Genomic DNA, 16,975 nt, shown 5'->3' on the forward strand with positions numbered 1-16,975 from the left:
CGGCCCATGATCACCGCCATCGTGTTCGTGAAGGCCGACGTCGCCCGGATCCCCGAGGTCGCCGAGGCGATCGCCGCCCTCGAGGGCGTGAGCGAGGTCTACTCCGTGACCGGCCAGATCGACCTGATCGCCCTGGTCCGGGTCCGCGACCACGACGACGTCGCGACCGTGGTCGCCGACCAGCTCAACAAGGTGCCCGGTGTCACCGACACCGAGACCCACATCGCCTTCCGCGCCTACTCGCGCCACGACCTCGAGTCGGCGTTCTCCCTCGGGCTCGACTGATCTCTAGGAGCGGCGGGTGATCGTCACCGAGACGACGCCCTTGCCGGAGCGACGTACGTCGACCAGGTGGTCACCCGCGCGCACCGCCGTACCCCCGTCGACCCGCACCCGGTAGCCGTCGGGGTAGTGCAGCGGGCTGACGAAGATCTCCGTCGGCGCGTGGATCGCGCGGTCCGGGCGGTAGCGGTAGTGGAACTCGCCGTTGCGCGCGTTGAAGTGCATCGACAGCGGCGTCCCGGCCGTGGCCCGGGCGTAGGTGCGCACCAGCAGCTTGGCCTTGCCCATCCGCAGCGTCGACAGGTCGGCGTCGTCGTCGAACATCCCCTGGACGTTGCCTCCGGAGGTCGTCGGGTCGTCCCACTCCTTGTAGGCCCAGTGCGTCCAGCCCATCAGGTGCTTGTCCGCGGCAGCGGCGTCGATCGCGATCACCTTCAGGTTGTCGGTCGCACCCCACTCGCTCATCATCGGGACCGCGTGCATCCGGCGGGACTGGTCGATCGCCCCCTTCTGGTGGGTGTCGCTGAAGTCCTTGCAGGGGGTCACGTCCGGCGGGCCGCCGCCCTGCCCGGCCACGAACAGCGACGGGCAGTAGTTGTGCCAGGAGAAGCCCAGCTGTCGCTCCCCCGCCGCCGGCGTGAAGTACGTGTCCGCCGTGGAGCCGCCCGCGAACTGCTGGGGCTCCCACCAGACGATGTTGTCGGGGTCGGCGGACCGCACCGCCGCCAGGCCGCGCTCCATCGCCGGCTGCAGCTCGGCGGGGTACGACGCCGGGCAGCCCGTGAAGCAGCTCCGCCACTCCATGCCCATCCACGGCTCGTTGAGCAGGTCGTAGCCCATCAGGTAGGGCTGGTCCTTCCACTGCTGGGCGGTCAGCTGCCAGGCCTCGGCCCAGTCGGTCAGCAGTCCGTCGTGGTCGGCCCAGAAGTTGTCGAACACGGTCGAGACCTCGTCGGTCCAGTAGCCCTTCGGGAAGGGCACGAACTCGTACGGCTCCTCGTCGTACGGCGCAGGACGGATCACGGCCCAGTCGGGCACGCCCTCGCCGCCGTAGTACTCGTTCCACTGGTCCTGGTGCATGTCGAGCTGCATCCAGATGTGCCGCTGGGCCAGCAGGTCGAGCACCCGCTGCACGCCGGCGACGTACGTCGGGTCCAGCTGGTCGGCCGACTCCGGGGTGAGCCCGGCCCAGAGCGTCCCGACCCGGGCGGCGTTGAAGCCGTGGTCGGCCAGCCACTGGGCGTCGGCCTCGGTGAAGCCCGCCGGGTCATCGGGTGGCGAGTAGGGCGCGAGCTTGTAGACCATGTTGAAGCCGTGGACGATCACGGTCCGGCCCTGCTCGTCGACCAGCCAGCGACCCTTGCGGTGCAGCTGTGGTGGCGCGTCTCCGTCGTGCGCGGACGCAGGGGCGGGCAGCCACAGAGCGGCCGCAAGCAGGACCAAGACGAAGCCGACACCCAACCGACGCATGCGGCGCACCGTACTGCCGCCAGCAGCTCTCGTCAGGCAGACGCCGCGATCCAGCGGTCGAGAGTAGACCGGGCAGCGCCCGAGTCGATCGACTCGGTGGCCTTGGCCAGCCCGGCGGCCAGGGCGGCCATCGGCTCGGCGGAGGGGTCGTCGTAGACCGCGAGCGCGGCCCCGGCGTTGAGCACGACGGCGTCGCGGACCGCGCCGGTCTCGCCGTCGAGGAGGCGGCGTACGACGTCGGCGTTGTGCGCCGCGTCGCCACCGCGCAGGGCCTCGGTGGTGCCGCGTGGCACGTCGAGGTCGGCCGGGTCGACCGTGTGCTCGGTGATCTCGCCGGCGTGGACGTGCCACACCCGCGAGGTCGTCGTGGTCGTGAGCTCGTCGAGGCCGTCGTCGCCGCGGAAGACCCACGCGTCGATGCCGCGGGCCGCGAAGACGCCGGCCATGACAGGGGCGGCGCGCACGTCGGCGCAGCCGATCGCCCGAGCGCCGGCGTGGGCCGGGTTGGTGAGCGGGCCGAGCAGGTTGAACGTGGTCCCGATGCCGAGCTCGCGCCGGGGCACCGCGGCGTGCCGCATCGCGGGGTGGAAGGCGGCCGAGAAGCAGAAGGTGATCCCGGCCTCGGCGGCGACGGTCGCGACCCGGTCGGTCGGCAGGTCGAGCCGGATGCCGAGGCTCTCGAGCACGTCCGCCGAGCCCGACATCGACGACGCCGACCGGTTGCCGTGCTTGACGACCATCGCGCCGGCGCCCGCGGCGACGATCGCCGCCATCGTCGAGATGTTGACCGACATCGAGCGGTCGCCGCCGGTCCCGACCACGTCGAGGAGGCGGCCGGGGATCGCGAGCGGCGTCGAGACGGCGTACATCGCGTCGACGAGGCCGTTGACCTCCGCCGGCGTCTCACCCTTGGTGCGCAGCGCCACCGCGAAGCCGGCGATCTGGACCGGTGTGGCGGCGCCGTCGAGGATCTCGCCCATCGCCCACGAGGTCTGCTCGGCGGACAGGTCCCGGCCCGCGACCAGGGCACCGAGGACCTCGGGCCAGGTCGACATCAGGTGGCGGCGGGCACGCGCGACCGGAGCAGGGACACGACCGTCTCGGCCAGCTGGATCGGGTCCAGCGGGTGAGGTACGGCGGCCTCCGCGCGCGACCAGGTCGCGAGCCACGCGTCCTGGGGCCGACCGGTCAGCACCACCACCGGCGGGCACTGGTAGATCTCGTCCTTGAGCTGCTTGGCGATCCCCATGCCACCGGCCGGGACGGCCTCGCCGTCGAGGATCGCGAGGTCGATGGTGCCGGAGTCCATGTTCTGGATCACGACGGGCTCGGTGGCCACCTCGACGTACTCGAGCTCGGGCAGGTCGGGGTGCGGTCGTCGACCGAGCGCCAAGATGACCTGCTGGCGGGTGTTCACGTCGTCGCTGTAGACGAGGACCCGCAGGGCCGTCGTCGGGGAGGTCGAGTCGCTCACGGCGGCGATGCTACCCGTCGGCGTCGGCGGCGCGCGCCGTTGCGGCCTGTTCCTGCCCGGCTCTGTCTCGCGCCTCGAGCAGATCCAGCCGTCGGTCCTCGCGCTTGGCCTCGGCGAGCGAGGAGCGCACCCACTGGGTGAAGAGGACGCCGAAGAGGATCAGCGCCACCAGGTCGCCCGAGCCCCAGAGGATGCCGCCGGCGAGGTGCTGGTCGTCGATCGGGGCTGGCAGCCACGAGCCCATCGGACCGTCGTGGAGGTCGGCGTACCAGGAGCCGCCGATGATGTCCTCCTCGCTCATGATCGTGACGCCGAGGAAGGCGTGGAACGGCAGCGTGAGCACGACCAGCAGCATCCGGAACGGGTAGGCGACCTTCCCGGGCACCGGGTCGATGCCGACGATCGGCCAGAAGAAGAGGCAGCCGACGACCACGAGGTGGATGTGCATCATCTCGTGGAGGTAGGCGGAGTGGAGCGTGGCGGGGTACCACCCCGAGAAGTAGAGCGCCCACGGCGAGATCACGTAGAGCAGGAACGTCAGGGGCGGGAAGGACAGCACCTTCGCGACCCGGGAGTGCAGGACGACGAGCAGCCACCGTCGCGGGGTGGTCGGGAGCGTGCGCAGCGCGAGAGTCACCGGTGCGCCGAGGGCGAGCGCCATCGGGACCAGCATCGACAAGATCATGTGCTGGACCATGTGGACGCTGATCAGGGTGTCGTCGTAGGTGCCCAGACCCGACGCGGTGGCGAAGTAGAAGAGCCCCATCCCGACCAGCGCGAACGCCAGCGTCCGGCCCACCGGCCAGCGGTCGCCACGGCGGTGCAGCACGCGGACGCCGTACAGGTAGAAGCCGGCCACCCACACCGTGATCACGAAGGCGACGGGCTGCAGCGACCACCCCGTGAAGACGGTCCCGAGCGTGAAGCGTGGGAGGGCGTCAGCGGCGTCCATCACGGGAGACAGAAGCGGCGACATGAGGGGAAGGAGCACGCTGTGAACTTTATGACGGCGAAACACAGGGGGTCGGGGTGCCCTCGTCGCAAGGTCACGACATAATGGCGCTGTGGCGACAGCAACCGCGATTCCGGCATCCCGTCTGCACGGGCACCACGACCGGCCCAGCATGGTCAGCGTGGGAACCATCATCTGGCTTTCGAGCGAGCTGATGTTCTTCGCGGCGCTGTTCGCGTCGTACTTCACGATCCGGGCGGTGAGCCCCGAGCTGTGGGCCGACAACACCGCCCTGCTCAACGTGCCGTTCGCCTCGGTCAACACCACGATCCTGGTGCTGTCGTCGCTGACCTGCCAGCTGGGCGTGTTCGCCGCCGAGCGCGGCCAGGTCGGTCGCTCCGGGTCGATCTTCAAGATCAAGGGCTGGGGCCTGCGCGAGTGGTTCGTGCTCACCTACATCATGGGTGCGATCTTCATCGGCGGTCAGGCCACCGAGTACGCCTCGCTCGTCCGCGAGGGCGTGACGATCCAGGACTCGGCGTACGGCACGATGTTCTACCTGACCACCGGCTTCCACGGTCTCCACGTCACCGGCGGTCTCATCGCCTTCCTCTTCGTCCTCGGACGCACCCTCGTCGCGCGCAAGTTCACCCATGAGCAGGCCGTCAGCGCGATCGTCGTGTCCTACTACTGGCACTTCGTCGACGTCGTGTGGATCGGGCTCTTCGCCACGATCTACCTCGTCAAGTAGCCCGCCGACCGACCAACGCTAGGACTGAATGTGCGTCTCCTGAATCGATCCGCAGGTCGACTCTCGCGGCACCGCCGCGGCCCGGTCGCGGGGCTCGTCGTCCTCCTGCTCGGGCTGCTCATGGCCGGCGGTCTCTACGCCGCCTTCGCGCCCGCCCAGGCCGACAGCTCGGCGTCCAGCGAGGAGCAGGTGGCCCAGGGCCGTGACCTGTTCCTGGTCAGCTGCGCCTTCTGCCACGGCCAGAACGGCGAGGGCGTCCCGACCCAGGACGGCAACCAGCTCGGCCCGTCGCTCGTCGGCGTCGGCGCTGCGGCCGTCGACTTCCAGGTCGGCACCGGCCGGATGCCGATGGTGCAGCCGGGGGCACAGGCCCCCGAGAAGCCGCCGGTCTTCACCGACGACGAGATCGCGGCGCTCGGCGCCTACGTCGCCTCGCTGGGCCCCGGCCCGGCGGTCCCCGACGAGAGCGACTACAGCACCGAGGGCATGACGGACGAGGAGCGCCAGGCCGCGATCGTCCGTGGTGGCCAGATCTTCCTGACCAACTGCACCGCCTGCCACAACTTCGAGGGCTCCGGCGGCGCCATGCCGCGCGGCGGCTACGCCCCCAAGATCCGCGGCGTCGAGCCGCGCTACATCTACGAGGCGCTGCTCACCGGCCCGCAGAACATGCCGAACTTCGGCAACGGCAACCTGTCGCCGGACGAGAAGCGCGACGTGATCGCCTACCTCGGCTCCCTCGACGAGATGCCCAGCTACGGCGGCTTCGGTCTCGGCGGCCTCGGCCCGGTCCCGGAGGGCCTGGCCGCCTGGATCGGCGGCATCGGCATCCTCGTCGGCGCGGCCGTCTGGATCGCTGCCCACACGACCCGTTCGAGCAAGAAGAAGGTGGAGGCGTGAGCACCCCCCCGGCCATCACGGATGGTCACGACGACGGCCACGACGAGCCCGTCGACGACAACCTGCCGGCGCGCGACGACCTGTTCGCCAACCCGGGCCTGCCCGAGCACCACTGGCGTCCGACGGACGTCGACCCCAAGGCCGAGAAGCGCGCCGAGCGTCAGGTCGCGACCCTCTTCGGTCTGTCCGCGATCTGCACGATCCTGCTGATCGTCAGCTACTTCGCGTTCAGCATCGGCGAGGACCCCGACACCTTCGCCGGTCTCGGCTCCTCCAACCTGTTCATCGGCCTCTCCCTGGCCGGCGCGCTGCTGTTCATCGGCATCGGTGTCATCCAGTGGGCCCGGAAGCTGATGGCCGACCAGGAGATCGTCGAGTACCGCCACCCGGCTGCCTCCTCCGACGAGGACCGCAAGGCCACCCTCGAGGCGCTCAGCCTCGGTCTCGAGGAGTCCGGCGTCGGTCGTCGTCCGCTGGTCCGCAACTCGCTTCTCGGTGCGGTCGGCCTGCTCGGCCTGCCGGCCATCGTGATGCTGCGCGACCTCGGCCCGACCCCGAGCCAGGTCGGTCCGGGCAAGAAGTACGACTACCCCGGCGCGGGCATCGAGCACACCATCTGGGCACCCGGCATGCGCGTCGTACGCGACGTCGTCGGCACCCCGATCAAGCCGTCCGACCTGCAGATCGGTGACCTGGTCAACGCCGAGCCCGAGGGCATCTTCAACGGCGGCGAGGACGGCGAGCCCCTCGAGGGCGTCGTGCTCCAGATCAACAAGTCCAAGGGCGCTGTCGTCCTGGTACGGATGCAGCCGGAGGAGATCATCCCCGGCAAGGGCCGGGAGAACTGGTCGATCGACGGCATCACCTGCTACTCGAAGATCTGCACGCACGTGGGTTGCCCGATCTCGCTCTACGAGCGGACCACCCACCACCTGCTCTGCCCCTGCCACCAGTCGACCTTCGACCTGGCCGACTCGGCACGCGTCGTCTTCGGCCCGGCGGCACGTCCGCTGCCGCAGCTGCCGCTGATGCTCGACGACGAGGGCTACCTCGTGGCGCAGAGAGACTTCGATGAACCCGTGGGACCGAGCTTCTGGGAGCGTGGCTGATCATGGTTGATACCAGCAAGGTCGCCAACAGCAACACGACGACCGCAGCGACGGCTCAGAAGCCCAGCAAGGTCGGAGCGGTTGCGACCTGGGCCGACGACCGTCTCGGTCTGGCCGCGATGGGCAAGAAGCAGCTGCGCAAGGTCTTTCCTGACCACTGGTCCTTCATGCTGGGCGAGATCGCGCTGTGGAGCTTCGTCGTACTCCTCCTCACCGGCGTCTTCCTGACCCTGTGGTTCACGCCGAGCATGGGTGAGACGACCTACCAGGGCAGCTACCAGCAGCTGCGCGGCATCCAGATGTCCGAGGCCTACGCCTCGAGCCTGAAGCTGTCGTTCGACGTGCGTGGCGGTCTGCTCATGCGCCAGATGCACCACTGGGCCGCGATGCTCTTCATCGCGTCGATGATGGTCCACCTGCTGCGCGTGTTCTTCACCGGCGCCTACCGCAAGCCGCGCGAGCTCAACTGGGTGATCGGCTCCCTGCTGCTGATCCTCGGCACGCTCGAGGGCTTCACCGGCTACTCCCTGCCCGACGACCTGCTGTCCGGCACCGGCGTCCGCGCCGCCGACGGCTTCATCAAGGCGTCGCCGGTGGTCGGCACCTACATGTCGTTCTTCCTCTTCGGAGGCGAGTTCCCGGGTGACTCGATCATCCCGCGGCTCTACACCGTCCACGTGCTGCTGATCCCGGGCCTGCTGCTGGCGCTGATCGCCGCGCACATGCTGCTGCTCGTCTACCACAAGCACACCCAGTGGCCCGGTCCCGGCCGGACCGAGAAGAACGTCGTGGGCTACCCGATGCTCCCGGTGTACGCCGCCAAGGCCGGTGGCTTCTTCTTCATCGTCTTCGGTGTCACCGCGTTCATGGGCGCGGTGCTCTCGATCAACCCGGTGTGGAAGTACGGCCCCTACGACCCGTCCAAGGTGACCGCGGGCTCCCAGCCCGACTGGTACATGGGCTGGCCGGACGGCGCGCTGCGGATCATGCCCGGGCTCGAGAGCCACATCTGGGGCTACACGATCTCGTGGAACATCATGCTCCCGATCCTGATCCTGCCCGTGGTGTCGTTCCTCCTGGTGATGATGCTGCCGTTCCTGGACGCCTGGATCACCGGTGACAAGCGCGAGCACCACCTGCTCGAACGCCCGCGCAACGCACCGACCCGCACGGCGTTCATGGTCGCGCTGATGACCTGGTACGGCCTGTTCTGGATCGCCGGCGGCAACGACATCATCGCCATCAAGCTGCACTCGTCGATCAACGCGATCACGTACTTCCTGCGCGGCGCGGTCTTCATCGGCCCCGTCATCGCCTTCGTGATCACCCGACGCTGGTGCATCTCGCTGCAGCGTAAGGACAACGAGACGCTGCTGCACGGCTACGAGACCGGCATCATCATGCGCTCCGCCGAGGGCGGCTACTCCGAGCGTCACCTGCCGCTTCCCGAGTCGCGGGCCTACACGCTCACGGCGCGCGACCGCGACCCGGTGCCGAACGGCCACCACGAGGGCGTCGACGCCAACGGCGTACCCGCTCCGGCCACCGGCAAGCTCTCGGGCCTGCGCAACCGGATCCGGACGCTGATGTGGTCGGACAACATCCAGAAGCCGACGCCGGCGGAGCTCGAAGAGGGCCACCACCACGCCGAGCACGAGCACGACGAGCAGGTCGCGCTGGAGGGCCACGCAGCCGACGGCCACCAGTTCGACGGCCACCACCTGGTCGAGGACGAGTCGCTCCGCGGCCACTGATCCACCCGCTCCACCACATCCGGCCCGTCCGAGCACTGCTCGGGCGGGCCGGTGTCATTTCAAGGTCCACTCCCCTCCGGCCAGCTCGGCGGTGAGTAGGCAACCGAACTGACCCGCCAGACGCCCGCGAACGGTTGCTGGCTCACCGGGGCCAGCGCCACCGTGGACCTGTTGAGCGGTGAGGGAGCAACCGAACCGACCCGCCAGACGCCTGCGAACGGTTGCTGGCTCACCGCCACCCCGCGACGCGACCCTCAGCGGTGAGTCAGCAACCGAACCGACCCGCCAGACACCCGCAAACGGTTGCTGGCTCACCGCCACCCCGCGACGCCCGCTCAGCGGTGCCTGAGCAACCGAACGAACGCGCCAAACGGTTGCTGGCTCACCGCGACGCGCCGCTCAGCGGTGAGTCAGCAACCGAACCGGCCCGCCAGACGCCGCAAAAGGTTGCTGGCTCACCGCCACCCCGCGACGCGACCGCTCAGCGGTGAGTCAGCAACCGAACCGACCCGCCAGACGCCCGCAAACGGTTGATGGCTCACCGCCACCCCGCGACGCGACCGCTCAGCGGTGAGTCAGCAACCGAACCGACCCGCCAGACGCCCGCAAACGGTTGATGGCTCACCGCCACCCCGCAGCGGCAGCCGCTCAGGAGAGGGCAGAACCGGCGCGGTACTTCGCGAAGGACTCGTTCCAGTCGCCGTAGCCGTTGTCGAGGGTCATCGGCTTGTCGGTGCCGGTGGTCTCGACGACATCACCGCGGCGTGTCATGGCGTAGAGCCAGGCGGCGTTGTCGGTGCTCATGCCGGTGCAGCCGTGGGAGACATTGGCGTAGCCCTGGGAGCCGACCGACCACGGGGCTGCGTGGATGAACTCACCGGAGTAGGTGAGGCGCATCGCCCACTGCACGTTGTCGATGTCGTAGGCCTCGGAGCCGCCGATGCCGACCGTCTCGGAGTTCATCCGCTTCACGGGGAACTTCTCGATGATCACCTTCGTGCCGGAGCGCGTGGTGAAGCCGGGCTTGCCGGTCGTGATCGGGATCGTGCGCAGCAGCTTGCCGTTGCTGAAGACCCGCATCTGGTGCGTCTGGGCACTGACCTTGTAGACGTGCGCGGCACCGACGTGGAAGTTGACCTCGCGGCTCTCCTGGCCGTAGATGCCGTTGCCGGCCGGGACGCCGTTGATGTCGACGTCGACGTGGACGTCGGTGTTCGGCTTCCAGTAGGTCTTCGGGCGCCAGTGCACCTCGTTGTCGCTCAGCCAGTGCCACGAGCCCGCCTGCGCGGGCTCCGAGGTCACCGTGAGGTGCTTCTCGATCGACGCGCGGTCGGTGACCGGGACGTCGAAGGTCACGATCACCGGCATGCCGACACCCACGGTCTCGCCGGCCAGCGGCGCGACGGACGGGAAGGTTTGCTGGTCGAGGGTGAGCGCCTGGGTGGTGAAGCGCGTCGTACGCCGGACCTCGCTGCCGTCCTCGCCCTGGGCGACCGTCTTCATGGTGTACGACGTGCCCGGCTCGAGCCGGTCGTCGGCGCGCCAGGAGTAGCCGTTGTCGGCCATCGTGCCCGGGACCGTCGCATCGCCCGCGGTCACGTCGACCGACTGGAGCTCGGCGTTGGAGACGGTGACGGCGAGCTCGCGGTCGACCGGCACGTTCTTCTCGCCACGCTTCACGTTGGTCGTGACCCGTGCCTGGAGGGCAGCCTGGCTGGCCGAGGCCGAGCCGGACGGGTCACCGGGGTCGGCAGCGCCCGGAGCGGCGTTGCCCGAGTCGCACGCCGTGAGCGCGAGCGCAGTCAGGAGCAGGGCGGCCGTACCGGTGAGGGCGCGGAGACCTCTGTCGGACATGCTGGAACTCCCCAAGAAGACGTGTGTGTGCGGTCGTCTTCCAGAGTAACCGCCGCACCCCGACGCGCCCGATTCGACGCGTCGGTCGGACGCGTCAGTGCGCGTGCTCGCCGCGGTAGTACTCGAAGATCCACCCGATCAGGGTCACGGCACCGATCGCCACGCCGATGATGAAGAGCCACCACGCACCAGCCGCGACACCGAAGACGCAGACGCCGAGCGCCATCGCGCACCACAGCGGCCACCAGGAGTACGGCGGGAAGAAGCCCAGCTCACCGGCACCGTCGGCGATCTCGCCGTCGTTGCGGTCCTCGGGACGCGGGTCCATCTTCGCGGCGTGGAAGCCGAGGTAGAGGGTCACCATCAGCGTCAGCAGGGTGGTCATGGTCAGCGCGGACGTGCCGGTCCAGTCGCCGGTGATGAACCAGTACGCCGGGCTCACCAGCACCAGGAAGATCGTGCAGATCCCGAAGACCCAGGCCTCGGACTTCATCAGGCGTCACCCTCCGGGGCGTTGTTGCGGTCGCGGAGCATCTCCTCGCGACCCTCCATGTCTGGTGCGTCCGCAGCATCGCCGTCACGGGCCGCCTCGTTGTCCTCGAGCTCGATCGCCGCCACCTCCGGGTGGTGCAGGTCGAACGCCGGCGACTCCGAGCGGATCCGCGGGATGCTGTGGAAGTTGTGCCGCGGCGGCGGGCAGCTGGTGGCCCACTCGAGCGACCGACCCCAGCCCCACGGGTCGTCGACCTCGACGAGCGGTGCCCGGCGAGAGACGTAGACGTTGTAGAGGAACGGCAGCGTCGAGGCACCCAGCAGGAAGGCGCCGATCGTGGACACCTGGTTGAGCGTGGTGAAGCCGTCGTCAGGCAGGTAGTCGGCGTAGCGACGCGGCATGCCCTCGACGCCGACCCAGTGCTGGACCAGGAAGGTCGTGTGGAAGCCGATGAACAGCAGCCAGAAGTGCAGCTTGCCGAGGCGCTCGTCGAGCATCCGGCCGGTCATCTTGGGCCACCAGAAGTAGAAGCCCGCGAACATCGCGAACACCACCGTGCCGAACACGACGTAGTGGAAGTGCGCCACCACGAAGTAGGAGTCGGACACGTGGAAGTCGAGCGGCGGGCTCGCCAGGATGATGCCGGTCAGACCACCGAAGAGGAAGGTCGTGAGGAAGCCGATCGACCACAGCATCGGGGTGTCGAAGGACAGAGATCCCCCCCACATCGTCCCGATCCAGTTGAAGAACTTCACGCCTGTGGGTACGGCGATCAGGAACGTCATGCCGGAGAAGAACGGCAGGTCCACGGCGCCGGTGACGAACATGTGGTGCGCCCACACGGCGACCGAGAGGATCGCGATGCCGAGCGTCGCGCCCACCAGACCGATGTAGCCGAAGATCGGCTTGCGGCTGAAGACCGGGAGGATCTCGGTCACGATGCCGAAGAACGGCAGCGCGATGATGTAGACCTCCGGGTGACCGAAGAACCAGAAGAGGTGCTGCCACAGGATCGCGCCGCCGTGGGCGGTGTCGAAGACGTGGGCCCCGAGCTGTCGGTCGGCCTCGAGCGAGAGCAGCGCGCCGGCGAGCACCGGGAAGGCGATCAGCACGAGCAGGCTGGTGACCAGCGTGTTCCAGACGAAGATCGGCATCCGGAACATCGTCATGCCGGGTGCGCGCATGCAGATGATCGTGGTGATGAAGTTGACGGCACCGAGGATGGTGCCGAGACCGGCCATCCACAGGCCCATGATCCACAGGTCACCGCCGACGCCCGGCGAGCGGACGGCGTCGGAGAGCGGCGTGTAGGCGAACCAGCCGAAGTCGGCCGCGCCCTGCGGGGTCAGGAAGCCGGAGGCCGCGATCAGGCCGCCGAAGAGGAAGAGCCAGTAGCTGAACATGTTCAGCCGCGGGAACGCCACGTCGGGCGAGCCGATCTGCAGCGGCATGATCACGTTGCCGAAGCCGAAGAACAGCGGCGTCGCGAACAGCAGCAGCATGATCGTGCCGTGCATGGTGAAGAGCTGGTTGTAGAGCTCGTCGTTGACGATCTGCATGCCGGGGTAGGCCAGCTCGGACCGGATCAGCATCGCCATCAGGCCGCCGATCATGAACCAGGCGAACGACGTGCCGAGGTAGAGCTTGCCGATCAGCTTGTGGTCGGTGGTCGTGAGGATCGTGGCGAGCTGCTGACCCAGCGCCTTGCGCGGAACGGCGGTGGTCGGTGCTGCAGTCGTGGCGGTCACTCCGCCCCCTCCTCGGACTCGTCGCCGGACTCGAGTCCGGCCTGGGTGCTGGCGTTGTCGCCACCGAGCAGCGGCAGGTCGGTCTCGGCGCCGCTGTCCTGCAGGTGCTGCACGTAGGCGGCGTAGTCCTCCTTGCTCACCACCTGGACGTTGAAGAGCATCCGCGAGTGGTAGACACCGCACAGCTCATAGCACTTGCCGCGGAACTTGCCGATGCGAGTCGGCGTGATCTCGTAGTGGTTGACCCGGCCCGGGACGACGTCCATCTTCATGAGGAACGACGGGATGCCGAAGTCGTGGATCACGTCGGGCGAGTGCAGGTTGAAGCGGGTCGTCTCGCCGACCGGCAGCACCAGCAGCGGGATGTGGGAGCCGGTGCCGGAGTCGTGGACGTACGACGAGTAGGGGAACGTCGTCGTCTGCGGGTCGACGTTGCACTCACCCATGTCGCCCACGCCGTAGTTGAAGGTCCACGACCACTGCTGGCCGGTGATCTCCATGCAGTTGTCGACCGGGCGGTCGTCGTCGAGGACGTAGTTCTGGGTCTCCACCGTGTGGGCGAAGAACACGATCACCATGATGATCGGCGCGATCGTGTAGAAGATCTCGAGCGGCAGGTTGTAGCGCGTCTGCACGGGGATCTCGTCGTCGCTGCGCCGGCGGAAGCGGATGAGCGCGTAGAACATCAGCGCCCACACGACACCACCCGTGATCAGCGCCGCGATCCACGCGCCCTGCCACAGGTTGAGGATGTGCTCACCCTGCTGCGACGCCGGGTCGGGCATCGCGAAACGCTCCCACTCACCCTTCGTCTCAGAGGAGCAGCCGCCCAACGCGAGCACGCTGATGCCGACGGTCGCCAGGGCAGTGACCCGACGGATGGCCACGGGCTTCCCGGCCGCACGCCTGGGGAGTTGCAGACCCACGAACGAGCCTCTCTCTCAACGATCACGGATAGGTCGAACACTATCGGAATCGCACCCCAGATGAGCCGCTGGGGTGCCGGTAGGTTGCGGGTGTGAGAAAAGCCGCGGTCTACCTGGACACGGCGTCCTCGGAGCCATTACACCCTGCGGCGCGCGAGACGCTGATAGCGGCCTACGAACGCGGGTACGCCGACGCGCGGCGTCTCCACGGTCCGGCCCGCGACGCGCGCCTGCTGCTCGACAACGCGCGAGCCGTGGTGGCGGAGTGTCTGGAGGTGCGCCCCGACGAGGTCACCTTCACGTCGTCCGGCACCGACGCCGTGCACCGGGGCCTCCTGGGACTGGTGCGGCCCGGCGCACGGGTCGCGCACAGCGCGGTCGAGCACTCGGCGGTGCTGCACGCGCTCCGGTGGGCCGGCGCCGAGACCGAGGTGGTCCCGGTCGACCGGACCGGCCGGATCTCGGCAGGCATCCCCGACGGCGTCGGCGTGGCGGCCGTCCAGTCGGCCAACCACGAGGTCGGCACGCTTCAGCCCACCGCGGGTCCCGGCACACCGCTCTTCGTCGACGCCTGCGCCTCGATGGGCCGGCTGCCGCTCCCCCGCGGCTGGTCGACGCTCGCCGGCTCGGCGCACAAGTGGGGCGGGCCGGCCGGCGTCGGCATCCTCCTGGTCCGCAAGGGCACCCCGTGGCTCAACCCCTTCCCCGCCGACGACCGGATCGACGAGCGCGCGAGCGGCTTCGAGAACGTGCCCGCCGCGCTCGCCGCCGCGGCCGCCCTGCGCGCCGTCGTCGAGGAGCGCGACGAGGTCAACGCCCGGCAGTTCGCGCTGGTCGACCGGATCCGGGGCGCCGTCGCCGAGATCCCCGACGTCGAGGTGGTGGGCGACCCCGTCGATCGGCTCCCCCACCTGGTGACCTTCTCCTGCCTCTACGTCGACGGCGAGGCGATCGTCACCGAGCTCGACCGGAGGGGGTACGGCGTGGCGAGCGGCTCCGCCTGCACCGCGTCGACGCTCGCGCCCAGCCACGTGCTCGAGGCGATGGGCGTGCTGACCCACGGCAACGTGCGGGTCTCGCTGACCCGCGACACGAGCGAGGAGGACGTCGAGGGCTTCCTCGCCGTCCTGCCCGACGTCGTCCGCGACATCCGCGCCGAGGTCGGCCTGTGACTCCCGACCTGGAGCTCGACTGCCGCGGCATGCTCTGCCCGCTCCCGGTCATCGAGCTCGCCAAGCACTACGCCGAGGTGCCGGTGGGCGGGCTGGTGGCCGTGCTCGCCGACGACGTGGCGGCACGCACCGACATCCCGGCCTGGTGCCGGATGCGCGGTCAGGAGTACGTCGGCGAGGAGCCGGCCCAGCGCTACGTCGTACGACGGACTAGCTGATCGCCTTCAGGTGCGGCTCGACGTCGGCGGCCGCTTCGGCGCCGTAGGACTCCTCGACCCGGGCCAGGAACTGCGCGCCGGTGAAGGTGTACTCCTGGGTGCCGACCGTCTCGACGACGTACGCCGCCAGCACGCAGCCGACCTGCGCGGCCCGCTCGAGGCCGAGCTGCCACGACAGCGCGGCCAGGAAGCCGGCGCGGAACGCGTCGCCGACACCGGTGGGCTCGATCGCGGTGACGTTCTTGGCGGCGGGCAGCTCGATCGGGTCGGAGCCGTTCTCCTGCACCCGGACGCCGTCCTTGCCGAGCGTGGTGACCTGGATGCCGACCCGCGAGAGCACCTCGTCGGCCGACCAGCCGGTCTTCTGCTCGATCATGTGCGACTCGTACTCGTTGGACATCAGGATCGCGGCGCCGTCGATCAGCTTGCGGATCAGGTCGCCCTCGCTGAAGGCGAGCTGCTGGCTCGGGTCGGCGATGAAGGGGTAGCCGCGCTGCCGGCACTCGTCGGTGTGGCGCAGCATGCCGTCCGGGTCGTCGGCGCCGATCAGGACGTACTCCGGCGCGCCGACGCGCTCGACGATCGGCGAGAGCTCGATGAGGCGTGACTCGCTCATCGCGCCCGGGTAGAACGACGCGAACTGGGCCATCGTCGTGTCCGTCGTGCACACGAAGCGAGCGGTGTGGCGGGTGTCGGAAATGCGCACGTGGGAGCAGTCGACACCGTGGCGCTCGAGCCACGAGCGGTAGTCGGCGAAGTCCTCGCCGGCCGCACCGACGAGCACGGGCCGCAGGCCGAGACGGCCCAGCCCGAAGCACATGTTGGGGGCGACGCCGCCGCGGCGGATCTCGAGGTCGTCGACCAGGAACGAGACCGAGAGCTTGTCCAGCTGCTCGACGACGAGCGAGTCGGCGAACTTGCCGGTGAAGCTCATCAGGTGGTCGGTGGCGATGGAGCCCGCGATCAGCAGCGACATGACACGGGAGACTACCGACGGGTACTCCTACACGTACTAATCGGTAGCCCCTAGCGTCGAAGCATGAGCACCCAGCGACTCGCCTACGACGACGCCTCGACGCCCGCCGAGATGACCGCCGACTGCCTCGCGGTCCAGGCCTCCCTCACCCGTCCCCTCGCTGCTGCGGCGCGCGACCTGTCGCGCGAGCAGACGAAGTCGGCCATCGAGGTGCCCGAGGCGGCCGCCCGCCTCGCGCGGGCGCTGTACGGCGAGTGAGGACGCGCCAGCGGACTCACTCATCGGTGGTCGAGCAGCGACCGGGGACGCGTCAGCGGACCCGACGGAGCGTGTCGAGACCCGGTGAGTGACGAGGCAGGCTCTAGACGCACATCAGCCCCGGACCGATTCGGTCCGGGGCTGATGTTTGCCTAGAGGCTGCTTCTCGACTCACCAGGTCTCGACACGCGCCTTCTGACTTCGCAAGCTCAGTCAGAGCGCTCGCTCGACCACCATCATCGAGTCCGCTGTCGCGTCCTCGATCAGTGGAACGAGTCGCCGCACGCGCACGAGCCCGTGGCGTTCGGGTTGTCGATCGTGAAGCCCTGCTTCTCGATCGAGTCGACGAAGTCGATCATCGCGCCGTTGAGGTAGGGGACGCTCATCCGGTCGACGACGACGGACACGCCGTCGAAGTCGGTGACGACGTCACCGTCGAGGGTGCGCTCGTCGAAGAAGAGCTGGTAGCGGAGACCCGAGCAGCCGCCGGGCTGCACGGAGATGCGCAGCGACAGGTCGTCGCGGCCCTCCTGCGCCAGAAGCGTCTGCACCTTGGTGGCCGCGACCGGGCTCAGGTTGATCTGGTCGGTACGGCGTTCGGTGGTGGTGTCGACCTGCTCGGTCATGTGCGTTTCTCC

At 69.1% G+C, this 16,975-nt stretch carries 18 protein-coding genes; 8 read left to right on the forward strand and 10 right to left on the reverse strand.

The features are described 5' to 3' along the window. The first annotated feature begins 6 nt into the window (after nucleotides 1-6). Nucleotides 7-285 (forward strand): Lrp/AsnC family transcriptional regulator, encoded by a 279-nt coding sequence (locus tag ABLE68_RS21840; protein WP_348874262.1) that lies wholly within the window; start codon nucleotides 7-9, stop codon nucleotides 283-285. A gap of 3 nt (nucleotides 286-288) precedes the next feature. On the opposite strand, the gene ABLE68_RS21845 is transcribed toward ABLE68_RS21840, so the two are convergent. From ABLE68_RS21845 to ABLE68_RS21860, 4 genes are read right to left on the reverse strand one after another with little or no spacing between them, the layout of a single operon-like run. After that, nucleotides 289-1,752 (reverse strand): cellulase family glycosylhydrolase, encoded by a 1,464-nt coding sequence (locus ABLE68_RS21845; protein ID WP_348874264.1) that lies wholly within the window; start codon nucleotides 1,750-1,752, stop codon nucleotides 289-291. A gap of 32 nt (nucleotides 1,753-1,784) precedes the next feature. Then, nucleotides 1,785-2,807, reverse strand: coding sequence for an anthranilate phosphoribosyltransferase (trpD, locus tag ABLE68_RS21850; protein ID WP_348874265.1), 1,023 nt, complete (start codon nucleotides 2,805-2,807; stop codon nucleotides 1,785-1,787). After that, nucleotides 2,807-3,226, reverse strand: a complete 420-nt coding sequence (locus ABLE68_RS21855; protein WP_348874266.1) for an Rv3143 family two-component system response regulator — start codon at nucleotides 3,224-3,226, stop codon at nucleotides 2,807-2,809. The genes trpD and ABLE68_RS21855 overlap by 1 nt, the downstream gene beginning before the upstream one ends. A 10-nt stretch (nucleotides 3,227-3,236) precedes the next feature. Then, entirely contained in the window at nucleotides 3,237-4,217 is a 981-nt protein-coding gene (locus tag ABLE68_RS21860; RefSeq protein WP_348874268.1) for a cytochrome c oxidase assembly protein, read from the reverse strand. A gap of 73 nt (nucleotides 4,218-4,290) precedes the next feature. Between ABLE68_RS21860 and ctaE the strand changes: the two genes are divergently transcribed. Genes ctaE through qcrB form a run of 4 tightly spaced genes read left to right on the forward strand, consistent with a single transcriptional unit; the run spans nucleotide 4,291 to nucleotide 8,692 of the window. Next, on the forward strand, nucleotides 4,291-4,929 hold the full coding sequence (ctaE, locus tag ABLE68_RS21865) for an aa3-type cytochrome oxidase subunit III (protein ID WP_484549430.1): 639 nt from the start codon (nucleotides 4,291-4,293) through the stop codon (nucleotides 4,927-4,929). 30 nt (nucleotides 4,930-4,959) lie between these two features. Further along, nucleotides 4,960-5,829: a cytochrome bc1 complex diheme cytochrome c subunit gene (gene qcrC / locus ABLE68_RS21870; RefSeq protein ID WP_348874269.1), complete on the forward strand. Its 870-nt coding sequence runs from the start codon at nucleotides 4,960-4,962 to the stop codon at nucleotides 5,827-5,829. Continuing rightward, nucleotides 5,826-6,938 (forward strand): cytochrome bc1 complex Rieske iron-sulfur subunit, encoded by a 1,113-nt coding sequence (qcrA, locus tag ABLE68_RS21875; RefSeq protein WP_425475658.1) that lies wholly within the window; start codon nucleotides 5,826-5,828, stop codon nucleotides 6,936-6,938. The genes qcrC and qcrA overlap by 4 nt, the downstream gene beginning before the upstream one ends. A gap of 2 nt (nucleotides 6,939-6,940) precedes the next feature. Next, the gene (gene qcrB / locus ABLE68_RS21880; RefSeq protein ID WP_348874270.1) at nucleotides 6,941-8,692 is read left to right on the forward strand and encodes a cytochrome bc1 complex cytochrome b subunit; all 1,752 of its coding nucleotides are present in this window, start codon (nucleotides 6,941-6,943) and stop codon (nucleotides 8,690-8,692) included. Nucleotides 8,693-9,340: 648 nt separating this feature from the next. Here the strand turns inward: qcrB and ABLE68_RS21885 are convergent. The 4 genes from ABLE68_RS21885 to ctaC all read right to left on the reverse strand — a co-directional run bounded on the left by ABLE68_RS21885 (nucleotide 9,341) and on the right by ctaC (nucleotide 13,713). Beyond that, nucleotides 9,341-10,546: a L,D-transpeptidase gene (locus ABLE68_RS21885; RefSeq protein ID WP_348874272.1), complete on the reverse strand. Its 1,206-nt coding sequence runs from the start codon at nucleotides 10,544-10,546 to the stop codon at nucleotides 9,341-9,343. A gap of 94 nt (nucleotides 10,547-10,640) precedes the next feature. Beyond that, complete coding sequence (locus ABLE68_RS21890; protein WP_348874274.1) at nucleotides 10,641-11,039, reverse strand: cytochrome c oxidase subunit 4; 399 nt, start codon at nucleotides 11,037-11,039, stop codon at nucleotides 10,641-10,643. Continuing rightward, entirely contained in the window at nucleotides 11,039-12,787 is a 1,749-nt protein-coding gene (ctaD, locus tag ABLE68_RS21895; protein WP_348874275.1) for an aa3-type cytochrome oxidase subunit I, read from the reverse strand. Before ctaD ends, ABLE68_RS21890 begins: the two co-directional genes overlap by 1 nt. Further along, entirely contained in the window at nucleotides 12,784-13,713 is a 930-nt protein-coding gene (gene ctaC / locus ABLE68_RS21900; RefSeq protein WP_348874276.1) for an aa3-type cytochrome oxidase subunit II, read from the reverse strand. Before ctaC ends, ctaD begins: the two co-directional genes overlap by 4 nt. A gap of 92 nt (nucleotides 13,714-13,805) precedes the next feature. Here ctaC and ABLE68_RS21905 point away from each other — a divergent pair, with 92 nt between their 5' ends. Together ABLE68_RS21905 and ABLE68_RS21910 are read left to right on the forward strand one after the other, a co-directional pair. Then, nucleotides 13,806-14,885 carry a cysteine desulfurase family protein gene (locus ABLE68_RS21905; protein WP_348874278.1) on the forward strand — a complete coding sequence of 360 codons (1,080 nt, stop codon included), beginning with the start codon at nucleotides 13,806-13,808 and terminating at the stop codon, nucleotides 14,883-14,885. Continuing rightward, nucleotides 14,882-15,103 (forward strand): sulfurtransferase TusA family protein, encoded by a 222-nt coding sequence (locus tag ABLE68_RS21910; protein ID WP_348874280.1) that lies wholly within the window; start codon nucleotides 14,882-14,884, stop codon nucleotides 15,101-15,103. The genes ABLE68_RS21905 and ABLE68_RS21910 overlap by 4 nt, the downstream gene beginning before the upstream one ends. On the opposite strand, the gene ABLE68_RS21915 is transcribed toward ABLE68_RS21910, so the two are convergent. Further along, nucleotides 15,096-16,079: a carbohydrate kinase family protein gene (locus ABLE68_RS21915; protein WP_348874281.1), complete on the reverse strand. Its 984-nt coding sequence runs from the start codon at nucleotides 16,077-16,079 to the stop codon at nucleotides 15,096-15,098. The two genes, ABLE68_RS21910 and ABLE68_RS21915, sit on opposite strands and share 8 nt — an antisense overlap. Before the next feature lie 63 nt (nucleotides 16,080-16,142). On the opposite strand from ABLE68_RS21915, the gene ABLE68_RS21920 reads away from it, so the two are divergent. After that, a complete protein-coding gene (locus tag ABLE68_RS21920; RefSeq protein ID WP_348874282.1) occupies nucleotides 16,143-16,337 on the forward strand; it encodes a hypothetical protein in 195 nt (64 codons plus the stop codon). Between the two features lie 263 nt (nucleotides 16,338-16,600). On the opposite strand, the gene erpA is transcribed toward ABLE68_RS21920, so the two are convergent. After that, complete coding sequence (gene erpA / locus ABLE68_RS21925; protein WP_348874283.1) at nucleotides 16,601-16,963, reverse strand: iron-sulfur cluster insertion protein ErpA; 363 nt, start codon at nucleotides 16,961-16,963, stop codon at nucleotides 16,601-16,603. Between the last annotated feature and the right edge of the window lie 12 nt (nucleotides 16,964-16,975).

Origin of the sequence: Nocardioides pollutisoli, from assembly GCF_040045055.1 — a bacterium.
GTDB lineage: Bacteria > Actinomycetota > Actinomycetes > Propionibacteriales > Nocardioidaceae > Nocardioides > Nocardioides tweenelious.